The sequence below is a fragment of the Curtobacterium sp. P97 genome, from assembly GCF_023712445.1.
GTDB lineage: Bacteria > Actinomycetota > Actinomycetes > Actinomycetales > Microbacteriaceae > Curtobacterium.
Genome location: NZ_JAMAYF010000009.1, coordinates 81,116 through 105,231 on the forward strand (window position 1 = coordinate 81,116; position 24,116 = coordinate 105,231).

At 72.5% G+C, this 24,116-nt stretch carries 17 protein-coding genes; 8 read left to right on the forward strand and 9 right to left on the reverse strand.

Translation table 11 applies throughout. The annotated features are described in order from the left end of the window. Genes M3677_RS11115 through M3677_RS11125 form a run of 3 tightly spaced genes read left to right on the forward strand, consistent with a single transcriptional unit; the run spans position 1 to position 2,797 of the window. Positions 1 to 681 carry a M15 family metallopeptidase gene (locus tag M3677_RS11115; RefSeq protein ID WP_209683889.1) on the forward strand — a complete coding sequence of 227 codons (681 nt, stop codon included), beginning with the start codon at positions 1 to 3 and terminating at the stop codon, positions 679 to 681. Beyond that, positions 678 to 1,829, forward strand: coding sequence for an alanine racemase (gene alr / locus M3677_RS11120; protein WP_251160562.1), 1,152 nt, complete (start codon positions 678 to 680; stop codon positions 1,827 to 1,829). The genes M3677_RS11115 and alr overlap by 4 nt, the downstream gene beginning before the upstream one ends. Then, complete coding sequence (locus M3677_RS11125) at positions 1,826 to 2,797, forward strand: ATP-grasp domain-containing protein (RefSeq protein ID WP_251160563.1); 972 nt, start codon at positions 1,826 to 1,828, stop codon at positions 2,795 to 2,797. The genes alr and M3677_RS11125 overlap by 4 nt, the downstream gene beginning before the upstream one ends. 44 nt (positions 2,798 to 2,841) lie before the next feature. On the opposite strand, the gene M3677_RS11130 is transcribed toward M3677_RS11125, so the two are convergent. After that, positions 2,842 to 8,298 (reverse strand): discoidin domain-containing protein, encoded by a 5,457-nt coding sequence (locus tag M3677_RS11130; protein WP_251160564.1) that lies wholly within the window; start codon positions 8,296 to 8,298, stop codon positions 2,842 to 2,844. A 206-nt stretch (positions 8,299 to 8,504) separates the two neighbouring features. Between M3677_RS11130 and M3677_RS11135 the strand changes: the two genes are divergently transcribed. Continuing rightward, entirely contained in the window at positions 8,505 to 9,362 is an 858-nt protein-coding gene (locus tag M3677_RS11135; RefSeq protein ID WP_066652338.1) for a formate/nitrite transporter family protein, read from the forward strand. Between the two features lie 70 nt (positions 9,363 to 9,432). Here the strand turns inward: M3677_RS11135 and M3677_RS11140 are convergent, their stop codons facing one another. From M3677_RS11140 to M3677_RS11165, 6 genes are all read right to left on the reverse strand, one after another. Next, complete coding sequence (locus tag M3677_RS11140; RefSeq protein WP_251160565.1) at positions 9,433 to 10,992, reverse strand: glycoside hydrolase family 32 protein; 1,560 nt, start codon at positions 10,990 to 10,992, stop codon at positions 9,433 to 9,435. Continuing rightward, the gene (locus M3677_RS11145; protein WP_209683910.1) at positions 10,989 to 11,933 is read right to left on the reverse strand and encodes a carbohydrate ABC transporter permease; all 945 of its coding nucleotides are present in this window, start codon (positions 11,931 to 11,933) and stop codon (positions 10,989 to 10,991) included. Before M3677_RS11145 ends, M3677_RS11140 begins: the two co-directional genes overlap by 4 nt. Next, on the reverse strand, positions 11,930 to 12,922 hold the full coding sequence (locus tag M3677_RS11150) for a carbohydrate ABC transporter permease (protein ID WP_066652333.1): 993 nt from the start codon (positions 12,920 to 12,922) through the stop codon (positions 11,930 to 11,932). Before M3677_RS11150 ends, M3677_RS11145 begins: the two co-directional genes overlap by 4 nt. A 103-nt stretch (positions 12,923 to 13,025) precedes the next feature. Next, entirely contained in the window at positions 13,026 to 14,345 is a 1,320-nt protein-coding gene (locus M3677_RS11155) for an ABC transporter substrate-binding protein (protein ID WP_066652332.1), read from the reverse strand. Between the two features lie 89 nt (positions 14,346 to 14,434). Beyond that, a complete protein-coding gene (locus M3677_RS11160) occupies positions 14,435 to 15,496 on the reverse strand; it encodes a LacI family DNA-binding transcriptional regulator (RefSeq protein WP_251160566.1) in 1,062 nt (353 codons plus the stop codon). Between the two features lie 111 nt (positions 15,497 to 15,607). Beyond that, positions 15,608 to 15,910 carry a hypothetical protein gene (locus M3677_RS11165; RefSeq protein ID WP_066652329.1) on the reverse strand — a complete coding sequence of 101 codons (303 nt, stop codon included), beginning with the start codon at positions 15,908 to 15,910 and terminating at the stop codon, positions 15,608 to 15,610. A 103-nt stretch (positions 15,911 to 16,013) separates the two neighbouring features. Between M3677_RS11165 and M3677_RS11170 the strand changes: the two genes are divergently transcribed. After that, on the forward strand, positions 16,014 to 16,523 hold the full coding sequence (locus M3677_RS11170; RefSeq protein ID WP_066652328.1) for a BLUF domain-containing protein: 510 nt from the start codon (positions 16,014 to 16,016) through the stop codon (positions 16,521 to 16,523). A 157-nt stretch (positions 16,524 to 16,680) separates the two neighbouring features. Here the strand turns inward: M3677_RS11170 and M3677_RS18455 are convergent, their stop codons facing one another. Together M3677_RS18455 and M3677_RS11180 are read right to left on the reverse strand one after the other, a co-directional pair. Further along, the gene (locus tag M3677_RS18455) at positions 16,681 to 17,361 is read right to left on the reverse strand and encodes a response regulator (protein ID WP_251160567.1); all 681 of its coding nucleotides are present in this window, start codon (positions 17,359 to 17,361) and stop codon (positions 16,681 to 16,683) included. Beyond that, on the reverse strand, positions 17,358 to 19,019 hold the full coding sequence (locus tag M3677_RS11180; protein WP_251160568.1) for an ATP-binding protein: 1,662 nt from the start codon (positions 19,017 to 19,019) through the stop codon (positions 17,358 to 17,360). The genes M3677_RS18455 and M3677_RS11180 overlap by 4 nt, the downstream gene beginning before the upstream one ends. A 190-nt stretch (positions 19,020 to 19,209) precedes the next feature. On the opposite strand from M3677_RS11180, the gene M3677_RS11185 reads away from it, so the two are divergent. From M3677_RS11185 to M3677_RS11195, 3 genes are read left to right on the forward strand one after another with little or no spacing between them, the layout of a single operon-like run. Further along, positions 19,210 to 20,646: a cation:dicarboxylase symporter family transporter gene (locus tag M3677_RS11185; RefSeq protein WP_066652321.1), complete on the forward strand. Its 1,437-nt coding sequence runs from the start codon at positions 19,210 to 19,212 to the stop codon at positions 20,644 to 20,646. 24 nt (positions 20,647 to 20,670) lie between these two features. Next, on the forward strand, positions 20,671 to 22,530 hold the full coding sequence (locus M3677_RS11190) for a phosphoenolpyruvate carboxykinase (GTP) (protein ID WP_251160569.1): 1,860 nt from the start codon (positions 20,671 to 20,673) through the stop codon (positions 22,528 to 22,530). Next, the gene (locus M3677_RS11195) at positions 22,530 to 24,059 is read left to right on the forward strand and encodes a glyceraldehyde-3-phosphate dehydrogenase (RefSeq protein WP_285844706.1); all 1,530 of its coding nucleotides are present in this window, start codon (positions 22,530 to 22,532) and stop codon (positions 24,057 to 24,059) included. The genes M3677_RS11190 and M3677_RS11195 overlap by 1 nt, the downstream gene beginning before the upstream one ends. The last annotated feature ends 57 nt before the right edge of the window (positions 24,060 to 24,116 follow it).

A 24,116-nucleotide genomic window follows, 5' to 3' on the forward strand; every position in this document is an offset into this window, starting at 1 on the left:
ATGCAGCACCGTCCCGCTCCTCCCTCCGTCCCCGTCCCCGCACGACCGCGACGAACCGGGGCCGTCCTGGTCGTCGTCCTCCTCGCCCTCGTCGCGGCGGTCGCCGTCGTCCTCGTCGTGCTGTCCGCCGTCTCCGGCCGCCCCGGAGCGACCGGCGGCGCACCGGGGCACGGCCTCACCGGCGCCTCCGCCGGCACACACGACGACGGCACGGCCGGCGCCGCCACCGGATCCGCCGCCGGCGAGGTGCCGTCCGGCGCGTCGGTCTTCGACGACGACCTGCCCGCGGTCGCACGACTGCAGCCGGACCTGCTCGACGCGGTCCGTCGCGCTGCCCGGGACGCCGAGGGCGAGGGCGTGCGCTTCGTCGTGAACAGCGGCTGGCGCTCCCCCGCGCTCCAGGAACGACTCCTCGACGACGCCGTCGCCGAGTACGGCTCGCGGCAGGAGGCGGCGCGCTGGGTCTCGACGCCCGAGACGTCGCTCCACGTCCGCGGCGAGGCGATCGACATCGGGGACTGGGATGCGGCCACCTGGCTGCAGGACAACGGCGCTCGGTACGGGCTCTGCCAGGTCTACGACAACGAGGCGTGGCACTTCGAGCTCCGGCCGGACGCCCCCTCCGACGGGTGCCCCCGCAAGTACTGGGACCCGACCGGCGACCCGCGGATGCAGCAGTGACCGCGTCCGGGTCGCTCCTGACGGTCCACGACGACGCCATCCGCGCCAACACGACCTTCTTCGCCGCCCTGACGGGCGGACGGTTGATGGCGGTGCTCAAGGCCGACGGGTTCGGGCACGGGGCGGTCGCACGGTCCGTCCTGGAGGCCGGGGCCGGCTCCGTCGGTGTCACGAGCGTCGACGAGGCGCTCGCGGTCCGCGCCGAGGGCGTGACCGCACCGGTGCTGAGCTGGCTGAACCCACCGGACGCGGACTTCGCCGCGGCGGTCGGCGCCGACGTCGCGCTCGCCGTCGCCGACCCCGCCGTCCTGGTCGCCGTCGTGGTCGCGGCACGCGCCGTCGGTCGCGCGGCACGGGTGCACCTGCACGTCGACGTCGGCATGGCCCGCGAGGGGTGTGCGCCGGCCGACTGGGCAGCGCTGTGCTCGCTGGCGCGCGAGGCCGAGGGCACCGGGTCGGTCCGGGTCGTCGGCGTGATGGGGCACATGTCCTCGGCGGACCGCCCCGAGGACGACCAGAACGTCCGCGAACGCCTGCTCTTCGGCAACGCCGTCCGGACCGCCCGTCGCCGCGGGCTGACCCCGTCCACGGTGCACCTCGCGGCCACCGCTGCCACGCTGACCGGCGTCGGGGCCGGGTTCGACCTGCACCGGATCGGCGCCGGACTCTTCGGCATCGACCCCTCGGGCACGACCGACCGGCTGCGGCCGGCGCTGTCACTGACGACCGTGGTCGTGTCCTCGCGCTCGGCGCGGGCGGGCACCCGCATCGGGTACGGCGGGACGAGCACGACCGCGTCCGCGACGAACCTGGCGCTGCTGCCGCTCGGGTACGGCGACGGTCTCCCCCGCGCTGCCTCGGGCCGGGCCGAGGTCCTGGTCCGTGGGCGCCGGTGTCCGGTCGTCGGGCGCTTCTCGATGGACAGCGTCGTCGTCGACACCGGCACCGAACGCACGTCCCCGGGGGAACCGGTCACCGTGTTCGGCCCCGGGGACGGCGGCGAACCGACCGTCGCCGAGTGGGCGGCGTGGGCGGGGACGATCCCGCACGAGCTCGTCACGCGGATCGGCAGCCGGGTCGCCCGCGTGCACCGCACCAGCACCAGCACCAGCACCAGCACCAATCCGAGCACCGAGGAGCACCCGTGACCGACCGACCACACCACCGCGTCGCCGTGATCGGCGGCGGCGCGAACGACGAGCACGACGTGTCCCTGGCCTCCGCGGCGGCCGTCGTCGCCGCACTCCGCACCGGCGGCCACACCGCGGTCCCGCTGACCGTCGGCCGTGACGGCACGTGGCACGACGACGGCGGGGCGCTCCTGTCCCCGGCCGATGCCGTCGCCCGGTTGACGTCCTGCGACGCGGCCTTCCCGCTGCTCCACGGCGAGCACGGCGAGGACGGCGCCGTCGCCGGGCTGCTCGACCTCGTCGGCGTGCCCGTCGTCGGCTCACCGGTCCGAGCCGGCGCCCTCGCGGCGGACAAGTGGGTGACGAAGACGGTCGCCGGCGCGGTCGGCATCGCCTGCGCGCCCGCCGTGCGCGTCGCGGCAGCGGTGTCGGCGAACGAGGCAGCGGCGGCCGTCCCGTCCGCACCCCCGCTCGTGGTGAAGCCGACGTCGGCCGGGTCGAGCAACGGCGTCACCCTGGTCCGGCGGCACGACGACCTGGCGGCGGCGATCGAGCACGCACGCTCCGCCGGCGGCACCGTGCTCGTCGAGTCGTTCGTCGCCGGGCGTGAGGTCGACGTGGCGCTGTTCCGCGACCGGTCCGGCGTCCTGCGGTGCGGCGCGACACTGGAGATCGCCACCGACGAGCGCGGCGTCTTCGACCGGGAACAGAAGTACGACGGCAGCGCCCCGTTCCGGATCCCGGCCGGCCTGTCGGTCGCCGAGCACGCAGCGGTCACCGGTGCCGCCGCCGTGCTCTACGAGGTCCTGGGCTGCGCCGGGGTCGCCCGCTTCGACTTCTTCGTCACCGGTGACGGGGTGGTGCTCAACGAGGTGAACACCGCGCCGGGCTTCACCGAGCAGTCGCAGGTCCCGCGGATGTACGCGGCGGTGGGCCTCGGCTACGTCGAGCTCGTCGACGAGCTGCTCGCGGCAGCGCTCGGCTGACGAGGCGGGCGGGCGGCGACGTCGTCCTCCGCCCGCCGCCCGCGCTACCGGACCTCGAAGGCGTACGTCGAGTACCCGTACGGCGTCGCCCGGTCGACACCCTGCAACCGGATCTGCCGCCACGTACCGGACAGCGGGACCCGGTCGGTGCCACCGTCGCCGTCGGTGACGGTGACGATGGTCGTCCACGCTCCGGTCGTCGCGTCGCGACCCTCGATGCGGTAGGCGCGGCCGTACGCGTCCTCCCACCGGATCGTCGCCTCGTGCACCTCGTGGCGCGCACCGAGGTCGACGTCGAGCCGGGCATCGTCCCGGTGCTCGCTCGCCCACCGCGTGCCCGGGTCCCCGTCCACCGCGTGGCGCGCCGGTGTGCCTGCCGACTCGTCGCCGGACGACGAGACCGCGGCGCGCCGGGCGAGGTCCGGCGTCGGCGTGCCCTCGGTGGAGAACACCCGGAACGACCACACCGAGACGCCGTACCGGGTCGTGCGCGAGTCGGCCACCAGGCGCACGAAGCGGGCCCGGACGCCGTCGAGGTCGTGCGTCTCCGTCCCGCCCCGTCCCTCGGCCGTCGTCGAGACCGTGCGCCACGGGTCGGATGCCCGGTCGCGGACCTCGACGTGGTCCGACGCCGCTGCAGCCGTCTCCCAGAGGACCTCGACGCGGTCGAGCGGCAGCACCGAGCCGAGGTCGACGGCGAGCCACTCGCCGTCGCGAGCCGTGCTCGACCACCGGGTGGTGTCGTCGTCGTCCACGGCTGCGTCGCCCGACAGGTTCCCGCGCTCGTCGGACGAGGTCGTCACCCGCTTGCCGACGGCGACGTCGCGGGAGACCGCGGGCGACTCACCCTGGTCGAGGGTCGTGAGGACGGCCTGCCCGGTCGCCGCACCACGGACCGCGCGGACCGTCGCGGTGGCACCGCCGCGGTCCGGCAGGGTCGCCGTGCCCGAGGCGCTCACCGTCGCACCCTCGTCCGCGGTCCAGACGGGCTGGGCGTCACCGGTCAGCAGACCGCCGTGGCCGTCGGCGTCGAACCCGTACGCGGCGAGCCGGACGGAGGAGCCGGGCAGCACCGTGACGCTGCGCGGGGCGACCAGCAGGTCGCGCACGTCCACGTCGGCGGTGGCCGGTGTCCCGGTCACCTGCACGTCCCACACCGAGTAGCCGTACTGGGTGAGGCGGTCGGTCATGTGCAGCCGGACGAAGCGGGCGGTCGCGCCGACCGGCACGGTGTCCACCGACGCGTCCGCGTTCGTGACGGTGCGGACGTTCCGCCAGGGGCCGTCGTCCGTGTCGGACACCTGCACGACGTACCGTGCCGCCGCGGCGTTCTCCCACGTGACCCGGACGGAGTCGACGTCCCGCGCGGACCCGAGGTCGAGCGTCAGGTCCACCGTGTCGACGCCGTGCGCGCTCTCCCAGCGGGTGGCGGGGTCCCCGTCGACGGCCTTCGCCGCGGTGTTGCCCCCGTCGGTCGAGCTCGCGGTCGCGGTGGTCCCCTCGACCACCGGGACCGAGGCGATCGACGACACGACGGCACTGCCCTCGACCCCGCCGGCCTCGACCCCGCCGGCCTCGACGTCGCTCACCGTCGCGACGACGTAGCCTGCGCCGGGCGCGGTGGTGGTGAGGGTCCCGTCACCGGTGACCGTGCCGGGAGCGGTGGTGCTCCAGGCGACGTCGGCGGGCAGCGGAGCCGGGTCACCGTACTGGTCGCGCCCCTCGGCGGAGAACGTCACCGGCTCGCCGACCACGGCACGGGCGGTGCCGGGCGTCACGGCGATGCCCGTGAGCACCGGTGCCGGGGCGACACGCACGTCGTACGCGTCGGAGACCGTGCCGACGGTCGCGGTCACGGACACCTGGTCCGCCGCGGCCCCCGCGTGCAGGGTGCCGTCCTGGTCGATCGTCCCCGCACTCGTCGACCACCGCACGTCGTCGAGCGGCACGGTCGCGCCGTACTGGTCGTAGCCGGTCGCGGTGAACGCGGTCGTGCTGCCCGGGGCGAGCGTGCGCGGGTCGCCCTCCGTCCCGACGACGACCTTCGCCAGTCGGGCATCGAGGTGCGACGTGATCTGCGTCCGGGCGGGCACCGCGATCTGCCCGACGACCCGCTGCCCCGCGTACACGTCGTAGGTGCGCTGGACGTCGTCGACGTTGTCGATCACGTAGGAGTACGTGCCGTCGGCGGCGCGGAACACCTGGCTCAGCGGGTTCGACGTGTGGCGGTCGGTGACCTCGTGCCCGACGGTGCGGTTCGACATCGCCTGGTGGTAGACCATCCCGGCCATCGACTGTCCGGTCACGGTCGGGTCCTGCGCCTCCCAGAGCGCCGCGTGGACGTCGGCGTAGGTGTCCGGGTCGTACTGGGCGAGGAACCCGAGGACGACGTTGCCGAGTGCATCGCCCATCTCGCTGAAGACGGCGGCCGCGCGGGCGGTGTCGGCGCCCGGGCGGTGGTGGGTCAGGTCGACGCCGTACAGCCGGCCGATGGTGTCGGGGTCCGCCCGGTAGTCGGTGACGAGGAACGGCAGGAGCGGCGACGGCTCCGGCCAGTCCCCCGGCTGCCGGTCCGCCGTCGAGCCGTCGAGCTGCGCGGGCACGAGTGCCGCCGGCAGGGCCTCGGGTGTCCACCACCGGGACGGGAACACGACGGAGCCGTCGTCGTCGACCGAGACGTACAGCGTGTCCGTCGACCGGTCGTACAGGGGGTTCGTCGCGGTCTTCGCGGTCACGTAGCCCGGGTGGTTCCGTTCCACGGCCCGGATCGCGTCCTGCAGCTCACCGATCGCCGCCGGCCGGTCCCGCGTGATCGCGACGTCCCCGTAGGTACCGACGCCCCACCACTTCTTGGTGAGCATCTGCACGTGCCCGGCGTTGCCGTCCACGACGCCGTCCTGCCCGACGACCTCGCCCCGGGCTGCCATCATCTGCCGCATGATCGCCATCGAGAAGTCCGGGTCCCACCCGAAGTACGTGAACCACGGCGCGGTCGGCATCCACTGGATCCCGTAGATCCACGCGGGGTCGCCGGAGAAGTACGTGGCCTCGGCCTGCCCGGAGTCGAAGAGGATGCCGGCCTGTCCGGCGTCGTACGCCTCGGGGAACGCGCCGTCGCCGTCGTACGCCGCCGACGCCGGGTTGCCGTGGGCGTTCTGGTAGTAGTCGCGGACGGCGGCACGCTCGGTGACGTACTGCACCGCACCGGCTGCCTGCATGTCCTCGTCACCGAGCACCGACCCGAGCAGGAACAGCCCGGCCTCGGACTGGATCGCCTCGGACGACGACTCCTGGTTGTTGCCGCCCGGCGAGGACACACCGCCGGCGTTCGAGTGACCGGTCCACACGCCGAAGGTGCGGAAGTGCGGGAAGCGCTCGTCGTCCCGGTCCCAGTTCGCGTACTGCTTCGCGACGAGGGTCGCCATCTCGCCGTACCGCTGTGCCCACTCGGGGTCGGCCCGTCCGAGCAGCGCGGTCGCGAGTGTGAAGTAGCCGTAGTGGAAGTGGTTGTCGTTGAACTGGGCGGACCCGTACGAGTCGCCGAACCCGATGAGGGCCTTCCACGTCGGGTACATCGCGAAGAAGTGCTCCCGCTCGCCCTCGCTGTACGTGTACCAGTCCGTGAGTGCGCGCTCGAGGGTCGCCCGCATCCGGTCGGCGTCCTCGGTGTCGCCGATCTGGTCCGCGACGCTCATGTACGCGCCGAGCTGCTGCAGGTCCTTGCCGCCCCAGTAGGTGTCGCCGCCGTAGGTCTCCTTCGCGGCGTAGTCCGACAGGTACTGCCGCATGACCTCCTCGCGGTACGGGTCGTCGCCCGTGCTCGTCGGCTCGGCGCCGATCGGGGTCAGCCCGCTGAAGGCGTACCGCAGCGTCCAGCCGTCGTGCCCGACGGTCGTCCTCATCGTGCCGCGCGGCGTCGCGTACGTGGCTCCGGTGAACGACAGGTCGTGCGTCGCCTCGGCGTACTGGTGCTGCAGCCAGCCCTGGACGGTGTCGTGGTCCGAGCCCTGCAGCACGTCGGTCTGCAGCGACCACCGCTGCTCGACCTGACCCGCCGCGGGGTCGTACGAGTAGTCCATCCGGGTGTCCCGCGGGACGGCGAAGGCCGTGCGGTGCAGGTCGTCGAGCGTCAGCCCCTGCTCGGGCACCGCGCTGAGCACGAGGAAGGGGGTGCCCGCGGATGCCTCGAGCACGTTCCCGGAGCGGGTGAAGGTGGTGCCGGTGGGCGCGTGCACCCCGAACACGTGCCCGTCCTGCCGGATCTCGAAGCGGTCGGTCGTGATCGTCCCGGTGAGTCCGCGGCCGTCGGCGTCGGTGAGCGCGGCGCCGTCCTGCAGGGTGATGCGCGGGGTCATGCCGTGGAACTCGAACCACTCGTACGGCGACCCCTGCACGCTCGTCACGTCCATGTACTGACCGCCCGGTCCGGCCTGCGGCATCCGCCAGCTCACGTTCCAGTCGCCCCAGCGCAGGGCGTCGGCCCGATCGGCGGAGAACGCCGTGGTGAAGCGCTCCGCGATGCCGTCCGGGGCGTCCGTGAGCAGCACCTGGTCGACCAGGACGTGCGCCCACCCGGCACGGAGCGAGTCGACGACCCGGACCTGCGCCGTCCGTCCGCGGTACGCGCTGACGTCCCACGTCGTCCAGCGCAGCTCCTCGCTGTCCGCGCCGGTCGCCTCCTCGACCACCGCGCCGTCGACGAGCAGCTGCACAGCCTCGGCCCCCGGGTGTCGGCCCCCGCCGACCAGGAAGGCGAGGGTCGACCGGTCGACCGTGAACCCCGGCGAGGTGAGCGTGCCGGTCGCGCCGTCGCCGTCGCGGTCGGTGAACGAGTCGACGAACCCACCACCGAGCCAGCCGGACACGGCGCTCTGCCCCGACGCGGTCCCGGACGAGGTCCCGGCGAAGGCGTCACCGGTCGTGGTCCACCCGTCGGGCAGACCGTCCTCGAAGTCGGCGAGCACCCGGTCGGAGGTGTCCGGCGTCGGGTCGACCGTGCCGCCCACGGTGACCGGCGCGTCGAGCCGCATCGCGGTGCCGTCCGCGTTCCAGGACGTCGGGAGGGTCACCTTCGTCCCCTGCGCACTGTTCGACGACACGAACGGGTACGCCCACATGTCGCCCGAGTACCTGCTGACGAGCAGGTCGGTCCACCACTGGTTCGTGGGGACGGGCTTCCCCGCCTGCGACGGGTCGACGTACAGGTGCTGGTCGACGGTCTTCCGCACGTCGGCGACGGACGCGATCTCCGCCGGCGGCGTCGGCGCGTACGAGCCGGCCCCGACGCGCACGCCGTCGACCTGCGGGCCGGCAGCACCGGGAGCGGATGCCACGGCCCGGTCGACCGGCGGGTCTGCCGGGTCCGCGGCTAGGGTCCCTGCGGCAGGGTCCGGCAGGACCGTCGGGAGGGTGCTCGCCGACGCGAGGTCCGCGGCGGCGACGGGCGCGAGCGAGAGCCCGCCGAGCAGGAGCGTGACGACGACGGTGCGGACCAGGTGCACGGAGGGGTCCCTTCCGGGGGCGGAGGTTCGGCGGCGGGGCGTGCGTCGGGTCGCAGGGACCCCTGTCGGCAGGCCCGCGCTGGACGTCAGGAGAAGTGAGGATCCGTTCTAGAGGTGCGGTGGCGGGACGACCCCGCTGCGCGTCCGCCGGGCCCCGATCCGCACCGTCGTCGGCTCCCAGCGGGCCCGGGGCTACCGTCGGACCGGTGACGGACGAACGACGCCGCGAGGTCGGCGACAACGACGCCCCGGTCGAGGACGAGATCGAGGAGTCCTTCGACGCGGTGGTCGACGAGGGGGCCGAACGCCTGCAGCGGACCCTGCGGGTGGTGCTCGCGACCGGGTTCGCCGGCGGCCTGGAGATCGGGCTCGGCGTGATGGGGTACCTGGCCGTCCTGCACGAGACCGACAGCCACCTGCTCGCGGGCCTCGCCTTCAGCATCGGGCTCGTCGCGCTGTACCTGGCGCACAGCGAGCTCTTCACCGAGAACTTCCTCGTGCCGATCGTGGCGCTCGTCGCCCGGGAGGGCACGGTGTGGCAGCTCGTCCGGCTCTGGGCGGGGACGCTGGTCAGCAACCTCGCCGGCGGTTGGGTCGTGATGTGGCTCGTCGTCCAGGCGTTCCCGCAGTGGCACACGGTGCTCGAGGAGTCCGCCCGGCACTACGTCGACGCCCCCTTCGGACTGCAGACCGCGGTGCTCGCCGTGCTCGGTGGGAGCACGATCACCCTCGTGACCCGCATGCAGCAGGGCACCGACTCGGACCCGGCGAAGCTCGTCGCGGCGGTCGCCGGTGGCTTCCTGCTGGCCGGTCTGCAGCTCTTCCACTCGATCCTGGACTCGCTGCTGGTCTTCGGCGCCATCCAGGCGGGGGCGTCGATCACGTACGGCCAGTGGGCCGCCTGGTTCGGCTACGTGCTCGTGTTCAACGTGCTCGGCGGTGTCGTGCTGGTGACGTCGCTGCGCCTCATCCGGTCGGCGGACCTGCTGCGCGGTCGACGGCGCGACGCGCCGGACGCACCGGACCGTGCGACGGGCGAGCAGGAGCGGGGCACCGCGCGCTGACCGGACCGGGTGCCGGACGGGAGGCCCGTGGCGGCGTCGCCACGGGCCTCCCGTCCGGCACGGCGTCGGGTCAGCCGACCGGGGTCACCTCGTCCGCGTCGGCGGATGCCGTCACGGTGACCGCGTGCGGCCCGGGGTCCACCAGCAGGCGACGGCGTGCGTCGGTCGCCGACCCGGCGAGCAGCGCCGTCATCGAGCCGGTGCCGGCACCCGACGAGACCTCGACCGACGACTCGTCGAACCACAGGGTGAGCGCGACGCGGTCGCCCTCCGGTCGCACCGTCGACGCCACGTGCCGTCCGAACGACGCCGGGAGCCCCGGCACGGCGGGACGGTCGAGCCGGAGCGAGGCGTCGGCGGCGTCGTAGCGCAGGCCGAGCCGACGTCGGCCGTCGGCGTCGTCGAGCTCCAACCGGACCACACCGTCGGGTCCGCGCAGCGTGATCACGACCTCGACGCGGACGAGTCCCGGGAGCTCGTGGGTGCTCGCCGCGTCGTCGTCGTGACGGAGCACCGTGTCCACGGCACCGGTCGGGCCGACGATCCGCTGCACCAGCTCGAGGCGTCCGTCCCGCTCGGTCAGACCGAGGGCCCGAGCAGCGGTCATCGCGCCGCGCCACGGCGTGGTCGGCAGGTCCTTCGCGTAGTCCCAGTTGTCCATCCACGCGACGAGCGTCCGGTCTCGGAGGCCCGTACCGGAGAAGGTCACGCCGGCGTACGAGTCGGGACCGTGGTCGAGCCAGCGGTACGTCGCGAGCTCCTCGGTGGACTGCTGCCGCCAGGACCCGTCCGGCGACCGGGTCTCGGCGGGGAGCGGCTCGTCCGGGACGAACCGCTCCCCGTCGAACTGCCCGAGCACGACGTGCGTACCGGATCCGCCCGCGACCCCGCCGGGGTTGAGGCTGACCAGCAGCACCCAGACCACGCGGTCGGGGTCGCCGTCGACGGTCAGGGGGAAGAGGTCCGGGCACTCCCAGACACCACCGACCGGACCGGCGGGACCGTAGGTCGACACGAGGGTCCAGGTGCGCAGGTCGGTCGACCGGTGCACGAGCACCTGGCGGTCCTGGGCCTCGACGGCGACCATGATCCAGCAGGGGCCGTCCGTGCCCTCGTACCGGAACACCTTCGGGTCGCGGAAGTCGGCGGAGCCGCGGCGCAGCACCGGGTTCCCCGGGTACTTCCGCCACCGGTACCCGCCGTCGGTGCTGGAGGCGAGGGCCTGCGACTGCTCGGTCTCGGCGGCCTGCGTCCAGATCGCGACCAGCGGCGGCTGCTCGGCCGATCCGAGCCCGCTCGTGTTCTCCGCGTCGAACACCACGGAGCCCGAGAAGACCTGCCCGTCCGCGTCGGCCTCGAGCGCCACCTCGTGCTCGGTCCACGTGAGCAGGTCGGTGCTCGACGCGTGCCCCCAGCCGACCGTGCCGTGGTCGATCCCGTCCGGGTTGTGCTGGAAGTAGAGGTGGTACCGGCCGTCGTGGACGACCAGGCCGTTCGGGTCGTTCATCCAGTTGCGGGCGGGCGTGAAGTGCTGCCGCGGGCGCCGGATCGTGGCGCCGTCGGCCGCTGGCTCGGTCCGGGTGCGCTCCGTCGCCGGCACGTCGGACTGCGTCGCCGTCTCCGTGCTCACTTGACCGACCCTGCGGTGAGGCCACGGACGAAGAAGCGCTGGAGCGACAGGAACACCACGAGGGGCACGATCAGCACGATGAACGAGCCGGCCGCGACCAGGTTCCAGCCCGACCCGTACTGTCCGAGCAGCCCGAGCAGGCCCTGCTGCAGCACGGGGTTCGTGTTGCCGATGAAGATGTACGCGACGAGGTAGTCGTTCCAGACCCAGAGGAACTGGAAGATCGCGAACGACGCCAGCGCCGGCACCGACATCGGGACCGCGAGCCGCCAGAAGATCTGGAAGTGCGACGCGCCGTCGACGCGGGCGGCCTCGATGAGCGCGACGGGGAGCGTCGACATGTAGTTCCGCAGGATGTAGATGCAGAGCGGGAGCGCGAACGCCGAGTGCACGATCCACGCCGCCGGGAAGGTGCCGGTGATCTGCAGCCCGGTCGCCTGCGTGATCGTCTTGTACAGCTGCAGGACCGGGATCAGCGAGATCTGCACGGGCACCACGAGCAGCCCGACGATGACCGCGAAGTAGAACTCCTTGAACCGGAACTGCAGGAACGTGAACGCGTAGGCCGCGAACGCGGAGATCATGAGCGGCAGGATCGTGGCCGGGACCGCGACGGCGACGCTGTTGAGGAACTCGGCCGCCAGGCTCTGCCCGGTCCCCGAGGTCGCCCCCGTCAGCGCGTTCGAGTAGTTGTCGAGGGTCCACTCCGTACCGAACAGGTTCCCGAAGACGGTCCACCACCCGGTGCTCTGGGCGGCGGTCGTCGTGCGGAAGCTCGTGACGAGCAGGCCGATCGCCGGCACCATCCAGAGCACGGCGATGACGCCCATGACGATGCTCAGCAGGACGCGGGGACGCTGCTCGGCGCTGGTCTTCGTGACCCGTTCGCGCTTCGTCGCGACGATCTCCGGGGCTCCGGCCACCGGGACGATCTCGGTCATCGGAGGGCCTCCTGTTCGCGGTAGGTCCGCACCTGGTACACGATGACGGGCACCACGGCGAGGATGAGGATGACGACCACGGCGGACGCCTTCCCGGGGTTGTTGAACGCGAAGAACTGCGAGTAGAACTCGACGCCGAGCACGTTCGTGTCGAACTGCCCGTTGGTCATCGCGAAGACGATGTCGAAGATCTTCATCACCGTGATGAGGACCGTGATGCCGACGGCGATGATGGTCGTGCGGATCTGGGGAGCGATGACGCGGAAGAACGCCTGCCGCTCGCTGGCACCGTCGATGCGTGCCGCCTCGATCGTCTCCTCGGGCACGGCCTTGATCGCCGCGGAGAGCAGGACCATCGCGTAGCCGGCGTTCAGCCAGATCACGACCGCCATGAGCAGGAAGCTGTTCATGCGCAGGAAGTCGTTCTGCAGCCACGGGATCGGGTTCTGGTGCGTGATCGCGGTCCAGATGCCGTTGAGCAGGCCGACCTGGGGCTGTCCCGGTGCGTTGTACGCGTACACGAACGACCACATCGACGCGGCCGCGATGAAGCTCACCGACATCGGCAGGAAGATCAGGGACTTGAACGTCTTCTCGCGCTTCGGCCCGAGGCGGTCCGCCAAGGTCGCCACGAGCAGGCCGATCACGACCACCACCGCCGGGACGACGATGATCCAGAGCAGGTTGTTGAACAGGGTCGACAGGAACGACGGCGTCGAGAAGAGCGAGACGTAGTTGTCGAGGCCGCCGAAGGACGTCAGCCCGTACTGGTCCGTCTTCTGCAGGCTCTGGATGACCGTCTGCACCGTCGGGACGACCAGGAAGACGAGCAGGAGGAGCAGGACCGGCCCGATGAAGACGTAGGGCAGCAGTCGACCGTGCCACTTGCCGTGCGTCTTCGAGACCAGGAAGTTCAGCCCGAGGTAGATCAGGAACGAGACGGCCAGTCCGCCGATGACGGAGACGAGGACGCTGAGGACTTGCTGCACGAGGGGTCACCTCACTTCGTTGTCGGGGTGTGTCGTCGCGGCGTGCAGGCGCCGACGGCCGTGGCGGTGCTGGTCGGCACCGCCACGGCGCAGGTGGAGGGTGTTACTGCGACGGCCAGGAGTCGTCGATGGCCTTGAGCGTCTGGTCGAGTGACTGCTGACCCGCGGTCCAGGCCGTCAGGTTCGTCCACTCGGTACCGGCACCGACGGCTCCGGGCATCTGGTCGGAGGCGTCGAAGCCGAACACCTTCGAGTCCTTCACGGCCTGCTGCGCGACCTTCTGGAACGGGCTGGTGTACTCGGACGCCGGGAAGTCGTTGTGCGGCGAGAGCGCGGCCGACCAGTTCTTGGCGTAGCCGTTCGTGCCGAACTCCTTGCCGACCAGGTAGTCGACGACCTTCTTCGTGTCGTCGTCCGTCTTGAACGCGGCGACCAGGTCACCACCGCCGAGCGTGCCGGAGGTCGCGGCACCCTCGGGCGTCGGGAGCGGGAAGGCGTTCACGTTCGTCGTGTCGCCCTTCGCGATCTGCTCCTGGATCGCGGCCGGGAAGTTGCCGGTGATGAAGGTGCCCTGGCGCATCATGTAGCACTGCCCCGCCGACTTGCCGCCGTCGACGAACAGGTTGTTGCCCGCCGCGCCGAAGTCGGTGGACGCCATGGCCTTGCCGCCGCCGTTGACCGCGCCGTCGGCGAAGATCATCGACTCGACCTTGCCCGCGGCCTGCTTGACCAGGGGCGAGTCGAACTTCACCTCGTGGGTGATCCAGTCGTCGTACTTCTCGAGGCCGCCGTAGCGGAGCACGTACTCCTCGAGCCAGTCCGTCATCGGCCAGCCGTTCGAGCCCTGCGACGCGATGCCGACGCACCACGGGTAGCCGGAGCCGTCCTTGATGATCTTCTCCTGCAGCGCGGTGAGCTCGGCGTCGGTCTTCGGGACCTCGTACCCCTTGGCCTCGAACGCGGCCGGGTCGTACCAGACGAGCGACTTCACGTTGATGTTGTAGGGCAGGCCGTACGTCTTGCCGTTGACCTTCGCGATGTCGGCGAGGCCGTTCGCCTCGTCCGCGGTGACGCTCTTGACGTCCACGAGGTCGTCGAGCGGCTGGATGCCCTGGCTGATGAGCGACTTGAGCACGCCGGGCTGGGGGAAGATCGCGACGTCGGGGGCCTGGCCGCCCTTCACCTGCGTGACGATCGACGTCTGGAAGCTGTCGCTGCCCGAGTACTTGACCGTGATGCCCTGGCCCTCGGCCCACGTGTCCAGGTCCTTCTGGAACGCCGTGGCCTGCGCACCGGTGAAGCCACCGGAGATCGTGACCGTGCCGTCGGACGATGCGGATCCTCCGGCGCTGCAGCCGGTCAGCGTCAAGCCGGTCCCGACCGCGAGCGCGGCGGCGACGGCGATGCCCTTACGAAGCCTCATTACTTCGACCTTTCACTCGCACAAACCCAAATCGTTTTGTGTTGAGGAAGAGCATCACACAGGGGCCGACCGCTCGCCACGGGCGCGGGTCACGAACGAGTAACGGTTACCGGTCCGATCGAGTCGCGGACGACGAGCTCTCCGCGGAGCCGCTCGACCCCGGCACGCGGCGTCGGCGGTGCGGTCAGCGCTCCCGTCTGCTCGAGCGCACGGCGGACCGCCGCACGACCCATCTGCTCGTGCGGGAGCGCGACGGTCGTCAGGCCCGGACGCAGGGCGGCGGCCACGAGCTGCAGGTCGTCGATGCCGACGACCGACAGGTCACGGCCGATCCGCATGCCCCGCTCCTCCGCGACCTGGTAGACCCCCATCGCCATCTGGTCGTTGAAGGCGAACACCGCGGTCGGGCGCTCGGCGGCGCGGTCGCCGGCTGCCTCCGGTACCGGTCCGAACAGCTCCGTCGCCGCCCGGAAGCCCGCTGCGGCATCCGCGACCTCGCCGACCGCGCGGACCACCATGGGGGTGCCGCCGGCCTCCACCAGGGTCCGCTCGTACCCCTCGACCCGGCCGGTCACGGCGGGACCGGCGCCCTCGACCGTCAGGTGCGCGATGCGCCGGTGCCCCGCCGCGAGCAACGCGCGGACCGCCGTCGCGGCGATGTCCTGCTCGTCGGGCACCACCGACGGCACCGGAGCAGCGGGGTCGAACGCGTCGAGCAGCACCGTCCGGGCCGGGTCGAGCGACCGCGGCAGCCGGATGACCCGGTTCGACGCCGAGGCGAACACCACCGCGTCGACCTGCCGCTGGATCAGGGCGTCGATGCGCGGGTCGTCGAACTCCCCGGCTGCGATGTCGACGATCATCAGGACGTGGTCGTGCGCGGCGGCCTCGGCCTGCGCCCCGACGATGATCTTGCCCGCGTACGGGGTCGACGCGATCTCCTCGGACACGAACCCCAGGACCGCCCGTCGGTCGGTCCGCATGGCACGGGCGATCGGGTTCGGCGCGTACCCGAGCCGTTCGACCGCTTCCTCGACCCGGAGGCGCGTCCGGGCACTCACGGTGCCCTTGCCGCTCAGCGCGTGCGACACCGTCGTGATCGACACCCCGGCCTCGGCCGCCACGTCGCGGATGCTCGTCGCTCGCGCCACGTGGTCTCCTGCTCTCTGCCCGTCCGGCCCGACGGCCCTTCCGGGAACCACCCGCGGACCGCACGTGCTGAGCCTAGTCACGCACTCGGCGGACGCGGGCGCGGCGAGGGACTAGCGCGGAGCGGGCGCGCCCACGGCGAGCGCCGACGCCAGGGTCGCGATCAGCCCGAGCCGGGCGAAGTACGGTCGGGCGCCCACGGGGAGCACCGCGATCAGGGCGAACGCGTTCGCTGCGGTGTCCGCGAGCCGGTCCTGCTCGGACGCCGACAGCGGCACCCCGGCCACGACGAGGGTCGCCCACCCGACGATCTCCGCGCTCGGCAGCTCCGGGTCGCAGGCACTGGCACGGTCCACGCCGTCGGGCAGTGGCGTGACGCGGTGTGCCTGCAGGACCGCCTCGAGCTCTTCTCGCATCGCTCCACCGTAGAGAGCGGCACGACGTCGGTCACAGGGAACCGGGGGACGTCACCGCCCGGTCACCGGGTCGGCTCTCGGCTCGCGCGGGCTGAGTGGACCCGTGCAGCCCTCATCGGAACCGACGCAGACCCCGGGTGACGGCGCGCTGCTGTCGCTCGTCTACGCCAGCCGCGCGGTCGTCGGCTTCGGACTCGACGACCTCGACGACCTGCTGGCGCACGCCCGCAGCGCGAACGCCCGCGCCGGCGTGACCGGCCTGCTGCTGTTCCGCGACCACCGGTTCCTGCAGCTGCTCGAGGGGCCCGCCACGGCGGTCCGCGAGAAGATGGCGTACATCGCCGAGGACCCGCGCCACGACCAGGTCACCGTGCTGCTCGAGGAACAGGTGCCCGCACGGCAGTTCCCGGACTGGTCGATGGGCTACGCGGCCGAGACCACCCTGCAGCGCGCCGCGGTGCCCGGTCACCGCACCACCTTCGACGACCTCGACTTCCTGCCGGACGACCACGGCGGGGCACCGGACCTCGCCGCGGTGCGGGAGCTCCTGCAGTGGTTCCGGCAGGACCGGACCGGAGCAGGTGCGGACGCGGGCACGGCCCGCGCACGCTGACCCCGCTGCCGGGGCGACCGGACCACGGACGGGAGGCGCGGTGCCGGCCCGCACCGTGCCTCCCGTCCGGCACCGCGCACGGCCGCAGCGTGCCGCGCCGGCACGCGTCGTGCCTCCCGTCCGGTACGCCGCACGTCACACGCCCGCAGCGCGCCGATCAGCGCAACCAGCGGTACTCGTACTCCGGCCGTCCCTGCCCGCGGTGGCGGACGTCCTTGGCGACCTGCCCGGCAGCGGCCAGGTGCTCGAGGTACCGCCGGACGGTGACCCGCGACAGCCCGGTCGCCTCGGCGACCTCGGATGCCGAACCACCGTCGGACCGCTGCAGCAGTGCGTCGCGCACCACCTCGAGCGTCTCCGGGGCGATGCCCTTCTCGTGGTCGGCGGGCGCGACCGGACGGAGCGTCCCGAGCCGCTGGTCGATGTCGGCCTGCGTGAGGGCACGACGGTCCTCGAACCCGCGCCGGAACTCGCGGTACGACGTCATCCGGTCGGCGAACGACCGGAAGCTGAAGGGCTTGACGAGGTACTGCACGACCCCGAGGGCGATCGCGTTCCGCACCGCCTGGACGTCGTGTGCCGCGGTCACCGCGACGACGTCGACGGCGGAACCGGCGGCTCGCAGCGTGCGGACGAGCTGCAGGCCGTGGGCGTCCGGCAGGTTCAGGTCGAGCAGCACGAGGTCCGGTCGCTCCGCAGCGACCGCGGCGAGCATCGCCCGACCGGTCCCCACGGTGCCGACCACGGCGAAGCCCTCGATGCGCGACACGTAGGCCGTGTGCGCCTCGGCGGTCAGCGGCTCGTCCTCGACGATGAGGACCCGGATGGGCGCGGTCACGAGGGCACCCGCCCGGTGGTGATCTCGACGGTGAACGTGCTGCCGTCCGGTCCCGTGGTCACGGCGACGTCACCGCCGATGCGGGCCAGGGTGGCGCGGACGAGGTCGAGGCCGATGCCGCGTCCCTCGGGACCGGACTGCTTCGTCGACCACCCGCGCTCGTAGACGGCGTCGACGTCGGCGATGCCCGGTCCGTCGTCGCGGACGACGAGCCGGACGGTCCCGCCGGCTGCGGCGACGACGACCTCGACGCGGCCGCGGTCCGGGCCCTGCGGGGAACCGGCGACGGCGTCGACGGCGTTGTCCACGAGGTTGCCGAGCACGGTGACCACGTCGGCGGGTGCGGCCGGGACGGGGCCGAGCAGTCCGCTCGTGTCGGCGACCAGGTCGACGCCGCGCTCGCCCGCCTGTGCCCGCTTGGCGGCGAGGAGGGCGTCGAGCACCTCGGGCTCGGTGTGCGCCGGGTCGGCGCACGGGTCGCTCTCGCCGGACGCGTCGGTCCCGCTGCGCCGGTCGGTCTCGCCGTGCCGCTCGACCTCGCTGTGCCGGTCGATCTCGTGTGCGGCGAACCGGATCGCCTCGTCGACCCGACCGAGCTCCAGCAGCGCGACGACGGTGTGCAGGCGGTTGGCGAACTCGTGCGTCTGCGAGCGCAGCGCATCGGTGAGCGTCCTGGTGGCGGCGAGCTCGCCGGACAGGTGCAGCAGGTCGGTCTGGTCGCGGATGGTCGCGACGGTGCCGACCGGCCGGGTCGCCCCCCGCGGGAACGCCATCTCCTGGTTGACCACGAGCACCCGGTCGCTCGTGGGGTACGTCTCGTCCACGGCACGGTCACCCGATGCGAGCAGGGTCCGGAGGGCGTCCGGCACGTCGAGCGCCGCCAGCGGCACCGGATCCTGGCGTTCGGCCGGCGCCGGCAGGTGCAGCAGCTCCGCCGCACGGTCGTTGTGCAGGACGACCGCCCCCGACCGGTCGACGACCACGAGCCCCTCGTGCACCGAGTGGAGCACGCCCTCGTAGGACGCGAAGACCCGCGCGAGCTCCTCCGGGCCCCGTCCCGCGGTGACCCGACCGAGGTACCGGCTGAGCAACCACGAGAACAACGCGGACACCGCGACCACCGCCAGGCCGAGCAGGACGACCGACGTGAGTCGCGGCACGAGGGCACTCGAGATGTTCGCCACGGTGACCCCGGCGGCGACCAGCCCGACGATACGGCCGTCGTCGTCGGTGATCGGCGTGACGGCCCGCACCGAGGGGCCGAGCGTCCCGGTGGAGGTCTCGGTGAAGGTCCGGCCGTCGAGCGCCGGCTGGACCGTACCGCGGAACGGCCGGCCGAGCTCCGACCGGTCGGGGTGCGTCCACCGGGTCCGGTCGGGCGCCATGATCGTGATGAAGTCCGTGTGGGTGCGGCGCATCAGGTCGAGCGCGTACGGCTCGAGGCGCTCGGACGGGTCCGCGGTGGTCGCCTGCTGGACCACGAACGGGTTCCGGGCGATCGACACCGCGACGGCGGTGGACTTCTCGGCCGCGTCCGCCTCGAGGTCGGCTCGCGCCGAGGTCCAGCTCCAGACGCCACCGACCGCCACCCCGACCACGACGAACAGCAGCTGCAGCGCGAAGAGTCGCGCGGCGATGCTCCACCGACGGGGTACCACTGAGCTGCCTCCTCGCTCCGTTGCGGGACGACCCATCCTCGCGCACGGGGGCCCGTCCGCGCAGCCTCCCCGTGAACGTTGTGAACACAAGTCGCCGCCGCGGGTCGCTCCGCGCGAGGGTGTGTCCGTTCCCCCGAGGACGAACCGACCGGAGCGACGCCGCTCCTGGTCCTGACGACAAGGAAGTCGCATGGCATCGACGCACTCGACCACCGCCCGCCCACGGCGACGCGGTCTGGATCGCTCGCACTGGCTCTACATCGCGGTCATCGTGGCCGTGCTCGCCGGCATCGTGGTCGGCCTGACGGCCCCCGACTTCGCCGTCGGACTCAAGCCGATCGGCGACGGCTTCATCGCGCTGATCAAGATGATGATCGCGCCGGTCATCTTCTGCACGATCGTGCTCGGCGTCGGCTCCATCGCGAAGGCGGCGACGGTCGGCAAGGTCGGCGGGTTGGCGCTCGGCTACTTCGTCGCGATGTCGACGTTCGCCCTGGCGATCGGCCTCGTCGTCGGCAACCTCATCCACCCCGGCGACCAGCTCGACATGTCGAAGGCGACGTACGAGCTGCCCGCCGGCACCGAGGAGAGCGCGTCCTCGACGTCCGGGTTCCTGCTCGGGATCATCCCCGCGACGCTCGTGTCGTCCCTGACGAGCGGCAGCATCCTGCAGACCCTGTTCGTCGCGCTGCTCGTCGGCTTCGCGCTGCAGGCGATGGGCGAGAAGGGTGCGCCGATCCTCACCGGCATCCGACACCTGCAGGCCCTGGTGTTCCGCATCCTCGCGATGGTCATGTGGGCCGCCCCGATCGGCGCCTTCGGGGCCATCGCAGCGGTGGTCGGTGCCACCGGCGTCGCGGCGCTCGTCGCGCTCGGGACCCTCATGGTCGCGTTCTACATCACCTGCATCGTGTTCGTCGTCGGCGTCCTCGGTGTCCTGCTCCGCGTCGTGACCGGGGTCAACATCTTCCGGCTCATGAAGTACCTCGGCCGCGAGTACCTGCTCATCGTGTCGACGTCCTCCAGCGAGGTCAGCCTCCCGCGGCTCATCGCGAAGATGGAGCACCTCGGCGTCTCGAAGCCCGTCGTCGGCGTCACGGTGCCGACCGGGTACTCGTTCAACCTCGACGGCACCGCGATCTACCTGACGATGTCCTCGCTGTTCATCGCGAACGCCCTCGGCACGCCGCTGAACATCCCCGAGCAGATCTCGCTCCTGGTCTTCATGATCATCGCGTCGAAGGGCGCTGCCGGGGTGACCGGTGCCGGACTCGCCACCCTCGCCGGCGGCCTGCAGGCGCACCGCCCGGACCTGGTCGACGGCGTCGGCCTGATCGTCGGCATCGACCGGTTCATGTCCGAGGCCCGCGCGCTGACGAACTTCACCGGGAACGCCGTGGCCACGGTGCTGGTCGGGACGTGGACGAAGCAGATCGACAAGCAGCAGGTCGAGCGGGTGCTGTCCGGTGCGGCGCCGTTCGACGAGCGGACGATGTCCGCCGACGACCACGGCGCGTCGGCTCGCGCAGACGGTCCCGGCTCCGCTCCCGCCACCGACGAGCGGATCTCGACCGAGGCCGTCCGCACCATCGTCGAGCCCGAGGGCTCGACCGCCACCCGCCGGTAGTCCCCCGTCACGAGGAGATCGACGATGATCACGAACCCCAACCACACGAGTCCCGCACCGCACACCGTGCCCGGCTCGCCCCGCGTCGCCCTGGAGGCGTGGGTCGCCCGGATCGCGTCCCTCACCTGCCCGGACCAGGTCGTCTGGTGCGACGGGTCAGCCGACGAGACCGCCCGCCTGACGCGGCAGCTCGTCGACGAGGGCAAGCTGATCGCCCTCGACCCGGGACGCCGACCGAACAGCTACCTCGCCCGGTCGGACCCGGACGACGTCGCCCGGGTCGAGGGGCGCACGTTCACCTGCTCCCGCACGCCCGAGGACGCCGGTCCGACGAACCACTGGCGGGAACCGACCGCGATGCGCGCCGAGCTCGACGAGCGGTTCGCCGGGAGCATGCGCGGCCGCACGATGTACGTCGTGCCGTTCTCGATGGGACCGGTGGGCGGGCCGATCTCGCAGCTCGGCGTCGAGGTCACCGACTCGGCCTACGTCGTCCTCAGCATGGGCAGGACGACCCGGCTCGGGGCGGACGTGCTCCGCGCGATCGACGCCGGCGTGCCGTGGGTCGCGACCGTGCACAGCGTCGGGCACCCGCTCCGCGACGACCAGGGCGTCCCGCAGTCGGACGTGTCCTGGCCCTGCAACGCGACGAAGTACATCGTGCAGTTCCCGGAGACCCGCGAGGTCTGGTCGTACGGCTCGGGCTACGGCGGCAACGCCCTGCTCGCCAAGAAGTGCTTCGCGCTCCGGATCGCCTCGGTGATGGGTCGTGACGAGGGGTGGCTCGCCGAGCACATGCTGCTCGTCCGGCTCACCTCGCCCGAGGGCCGGGCCGTCCACGTCGCCGCCGCGTTCCCCTCGGCCTGCGGCAAGACCAACCTCGCGATGCTGCAGCCGGCCCTGCCCGGGTGGTCCGTCGAGACGATCGGCGACGACATCGCCTGGCTCCGTCCCGGAGCGGACGGGCGGTTGCACGCGATCAACCCCGAGGCCGGACTGTTCGGCGTCGCGCCCGGGACCGGCCCCGACACGAACCCCGTCGCGGTCGAGACGATCGCCGCGGACACGATCTTCACGAACGTCGCGCTCACGGACGACGGCGACGTCTGGTGGGAGGGCCTCACCCCCGAACCGCCCGCGCACCTGGTCGACTGGACCGGCGCCGACTGGACACCGGCGAGCGGCACTCCGGCCGCGCACCCGAACGCCCGGTTCACGGTGGCGCTCGACCGGGTCCCGACGCTCGCCGACGGGTGGGAGCGCAGCGTCCCCGTCGACGCCGTCGTGTTCGGCGGTCGTCGGTCGACGAACGTCCCGCTCGTGGCGCAGGCGTCGACCTGGGCCGAGGGCGTGTTCATGGGTGCGACGGTGTCGTCCGAGCGGACCGCCGCAGCCGAGGGCACCGTCGGCGAGCTCCGCCGCGACCCCTTCGCGATGCTGCCGTTCTGCGGCTACGACATGGCCGACCACTGGGCGCACTGGCTCCGGATCGGCGAGCGCCTCGGCGCCGGAGCACCGGCGGTGTTCCAGGTCAACTGGTTCCGGCGTGGCGAGGACGGCGCCTTCCTGTGGCCGGGCTTCCGCGAGAACGCCCGCGTGCTCGAGTGGATCGCGCGCCGCGTCGAGGGCACCGTGCCGGCGGCCGAGAGCCCGGTCGGCCTGCTCCCCGACCTGGACGACCTGGACGTGCACGGGCTCGACGTCACCGCCGCACAGCTCGACGCCCTCTTCGCCGTCGACCCCGGGCCGTGGCTCGAGGAGTGCGACCTGACCGAGGAGTTCCTCGCCGGGTTCGGCGACCGCACGCCCCCGGTGTTCACCGCGATCCTCGACGAGCGTCGCGCCGCCCTGCACGCCACGGCCGACGTCCGGCAGGTCGCCTGATGCCGTCCGGCGCCCCGACCACGACCGGGGTGTCCACCGCCGCCGAGCGTGCGCGCCTGCAGCGGGTGTGGGACGAGAAGCTCGCTGCCGCCGAGGCGATGGTGCCGCTCATCGGACGGCTGTACCGGCGGGACGACGTCGTGCCGTCCGTCCACGGCCGTCCCCTGGTGGGGCAGTCCCCGATCGGGATCGTCAAGGCGCACCGGTCGAGCCGCCGGGTCGACGAGACCGAACTGCCGGTCGCGACGAGCCTGGCGATCCTGACCGAGCTCGACACGATGGCACTGTCGTCGGTGTCGGTGGACCTCGGCGACCTCGCGTCCCGCCACCGACGCGACCGCCTCGGCAGCACCCTGCGCGAGTTCCTCACCGACGAGTTCTTCCTGCACCGCGGCACGGCGGACGGACCGCACCGCGAAGCCCCGCGCGACGTCGTGCTGTACGGGTTCGGGCGGATCGGTCGGATGCTCGCCCGCATCCTGCTCGAACGCGCCGGGGAGCACGCCCCGCTCGCCCTGCGTGCCGTCGTCGTCCGCCGTCGCGGGCCCGGCGACCTGGTCAAGCGGGCGAGCCTGCTCCGCCGGGACTCGATCCACGGCCCCTTCGCCGGCACGGTGACCGTCGACACCGAGCACGACACCATCACCGCGAACGGCACCCTCGTGCAGTTCGTCTCGGCCGACTCCCCCGACGCCGTCGACTACCGCGCGCACGGCATCGAGGACGCGATCGTCGTCGACACCACCGGTCGCTGGCGCGACGCCGAGGGGCTCGGGCAGCACCTCCTCGCCCCCGGAGCGGCCCGCGTGCTGCTCACCGCGCCGGGGAAGGGCGACGTACCGAACGTGGTGCACGGCATCAACCACGACGGCATCGGCGACGACCCGGTCGTGAGTGCCGCCTCGTGCACGACGAACGCGATCGTCCCGGTGCTCAAGGTCGTGTCCGACGCCTGGGGCATCGTCCACGGGCACGTGGAGACCGTGCACTCCGCCACGAACGACCAGAACCTGGTCGACAACTACCACCCCGCCGACCGGCGAGGGCGGGCGGCGGGCCTGAACATGGTGATCACCGCGACCGGCGCAGCGAAGGCCGCCGAGAAGGCACTGCCCGAACTCCGCGGGCGGCTCACCGGCAGCGCCGTCCGCGTCCCCACGCCGAACGTCTCGCTCGCGGTCGTCCACCTGACGCTCGGTCACCCGGTCGGACGCGACGAGCTGAACGGGGTGCTCCGGGACGCCTCGCTCACCTCGCCGCTCCGGCGGCAGATCGACTACGTCGAGTCGCCGGAGGTCGTCTCGACGGACCTGCTCGGCAGTCGGCGGGCGGGCATCGTGGACGGGCTCGCGACGATCGCGGACGGGTCCGAGCACGCGGTGCTGTACGTCTGGTACGACAACGAGTCCGGCTACAGCCGACAGGTGCACCGGGTCCTGCAGGAGATGGCCGGCGGCCGGCGGGCGGCGTCGCCGCCCGCCGGTCACGCACTCCGTCCGGTCCGTGCGGCAGCGCACCTGTCGTCCTGACGGGGCGGACGACCGGCACGATCGCCGTGCCACGTCGACCGCTCGGGACGCGACGTC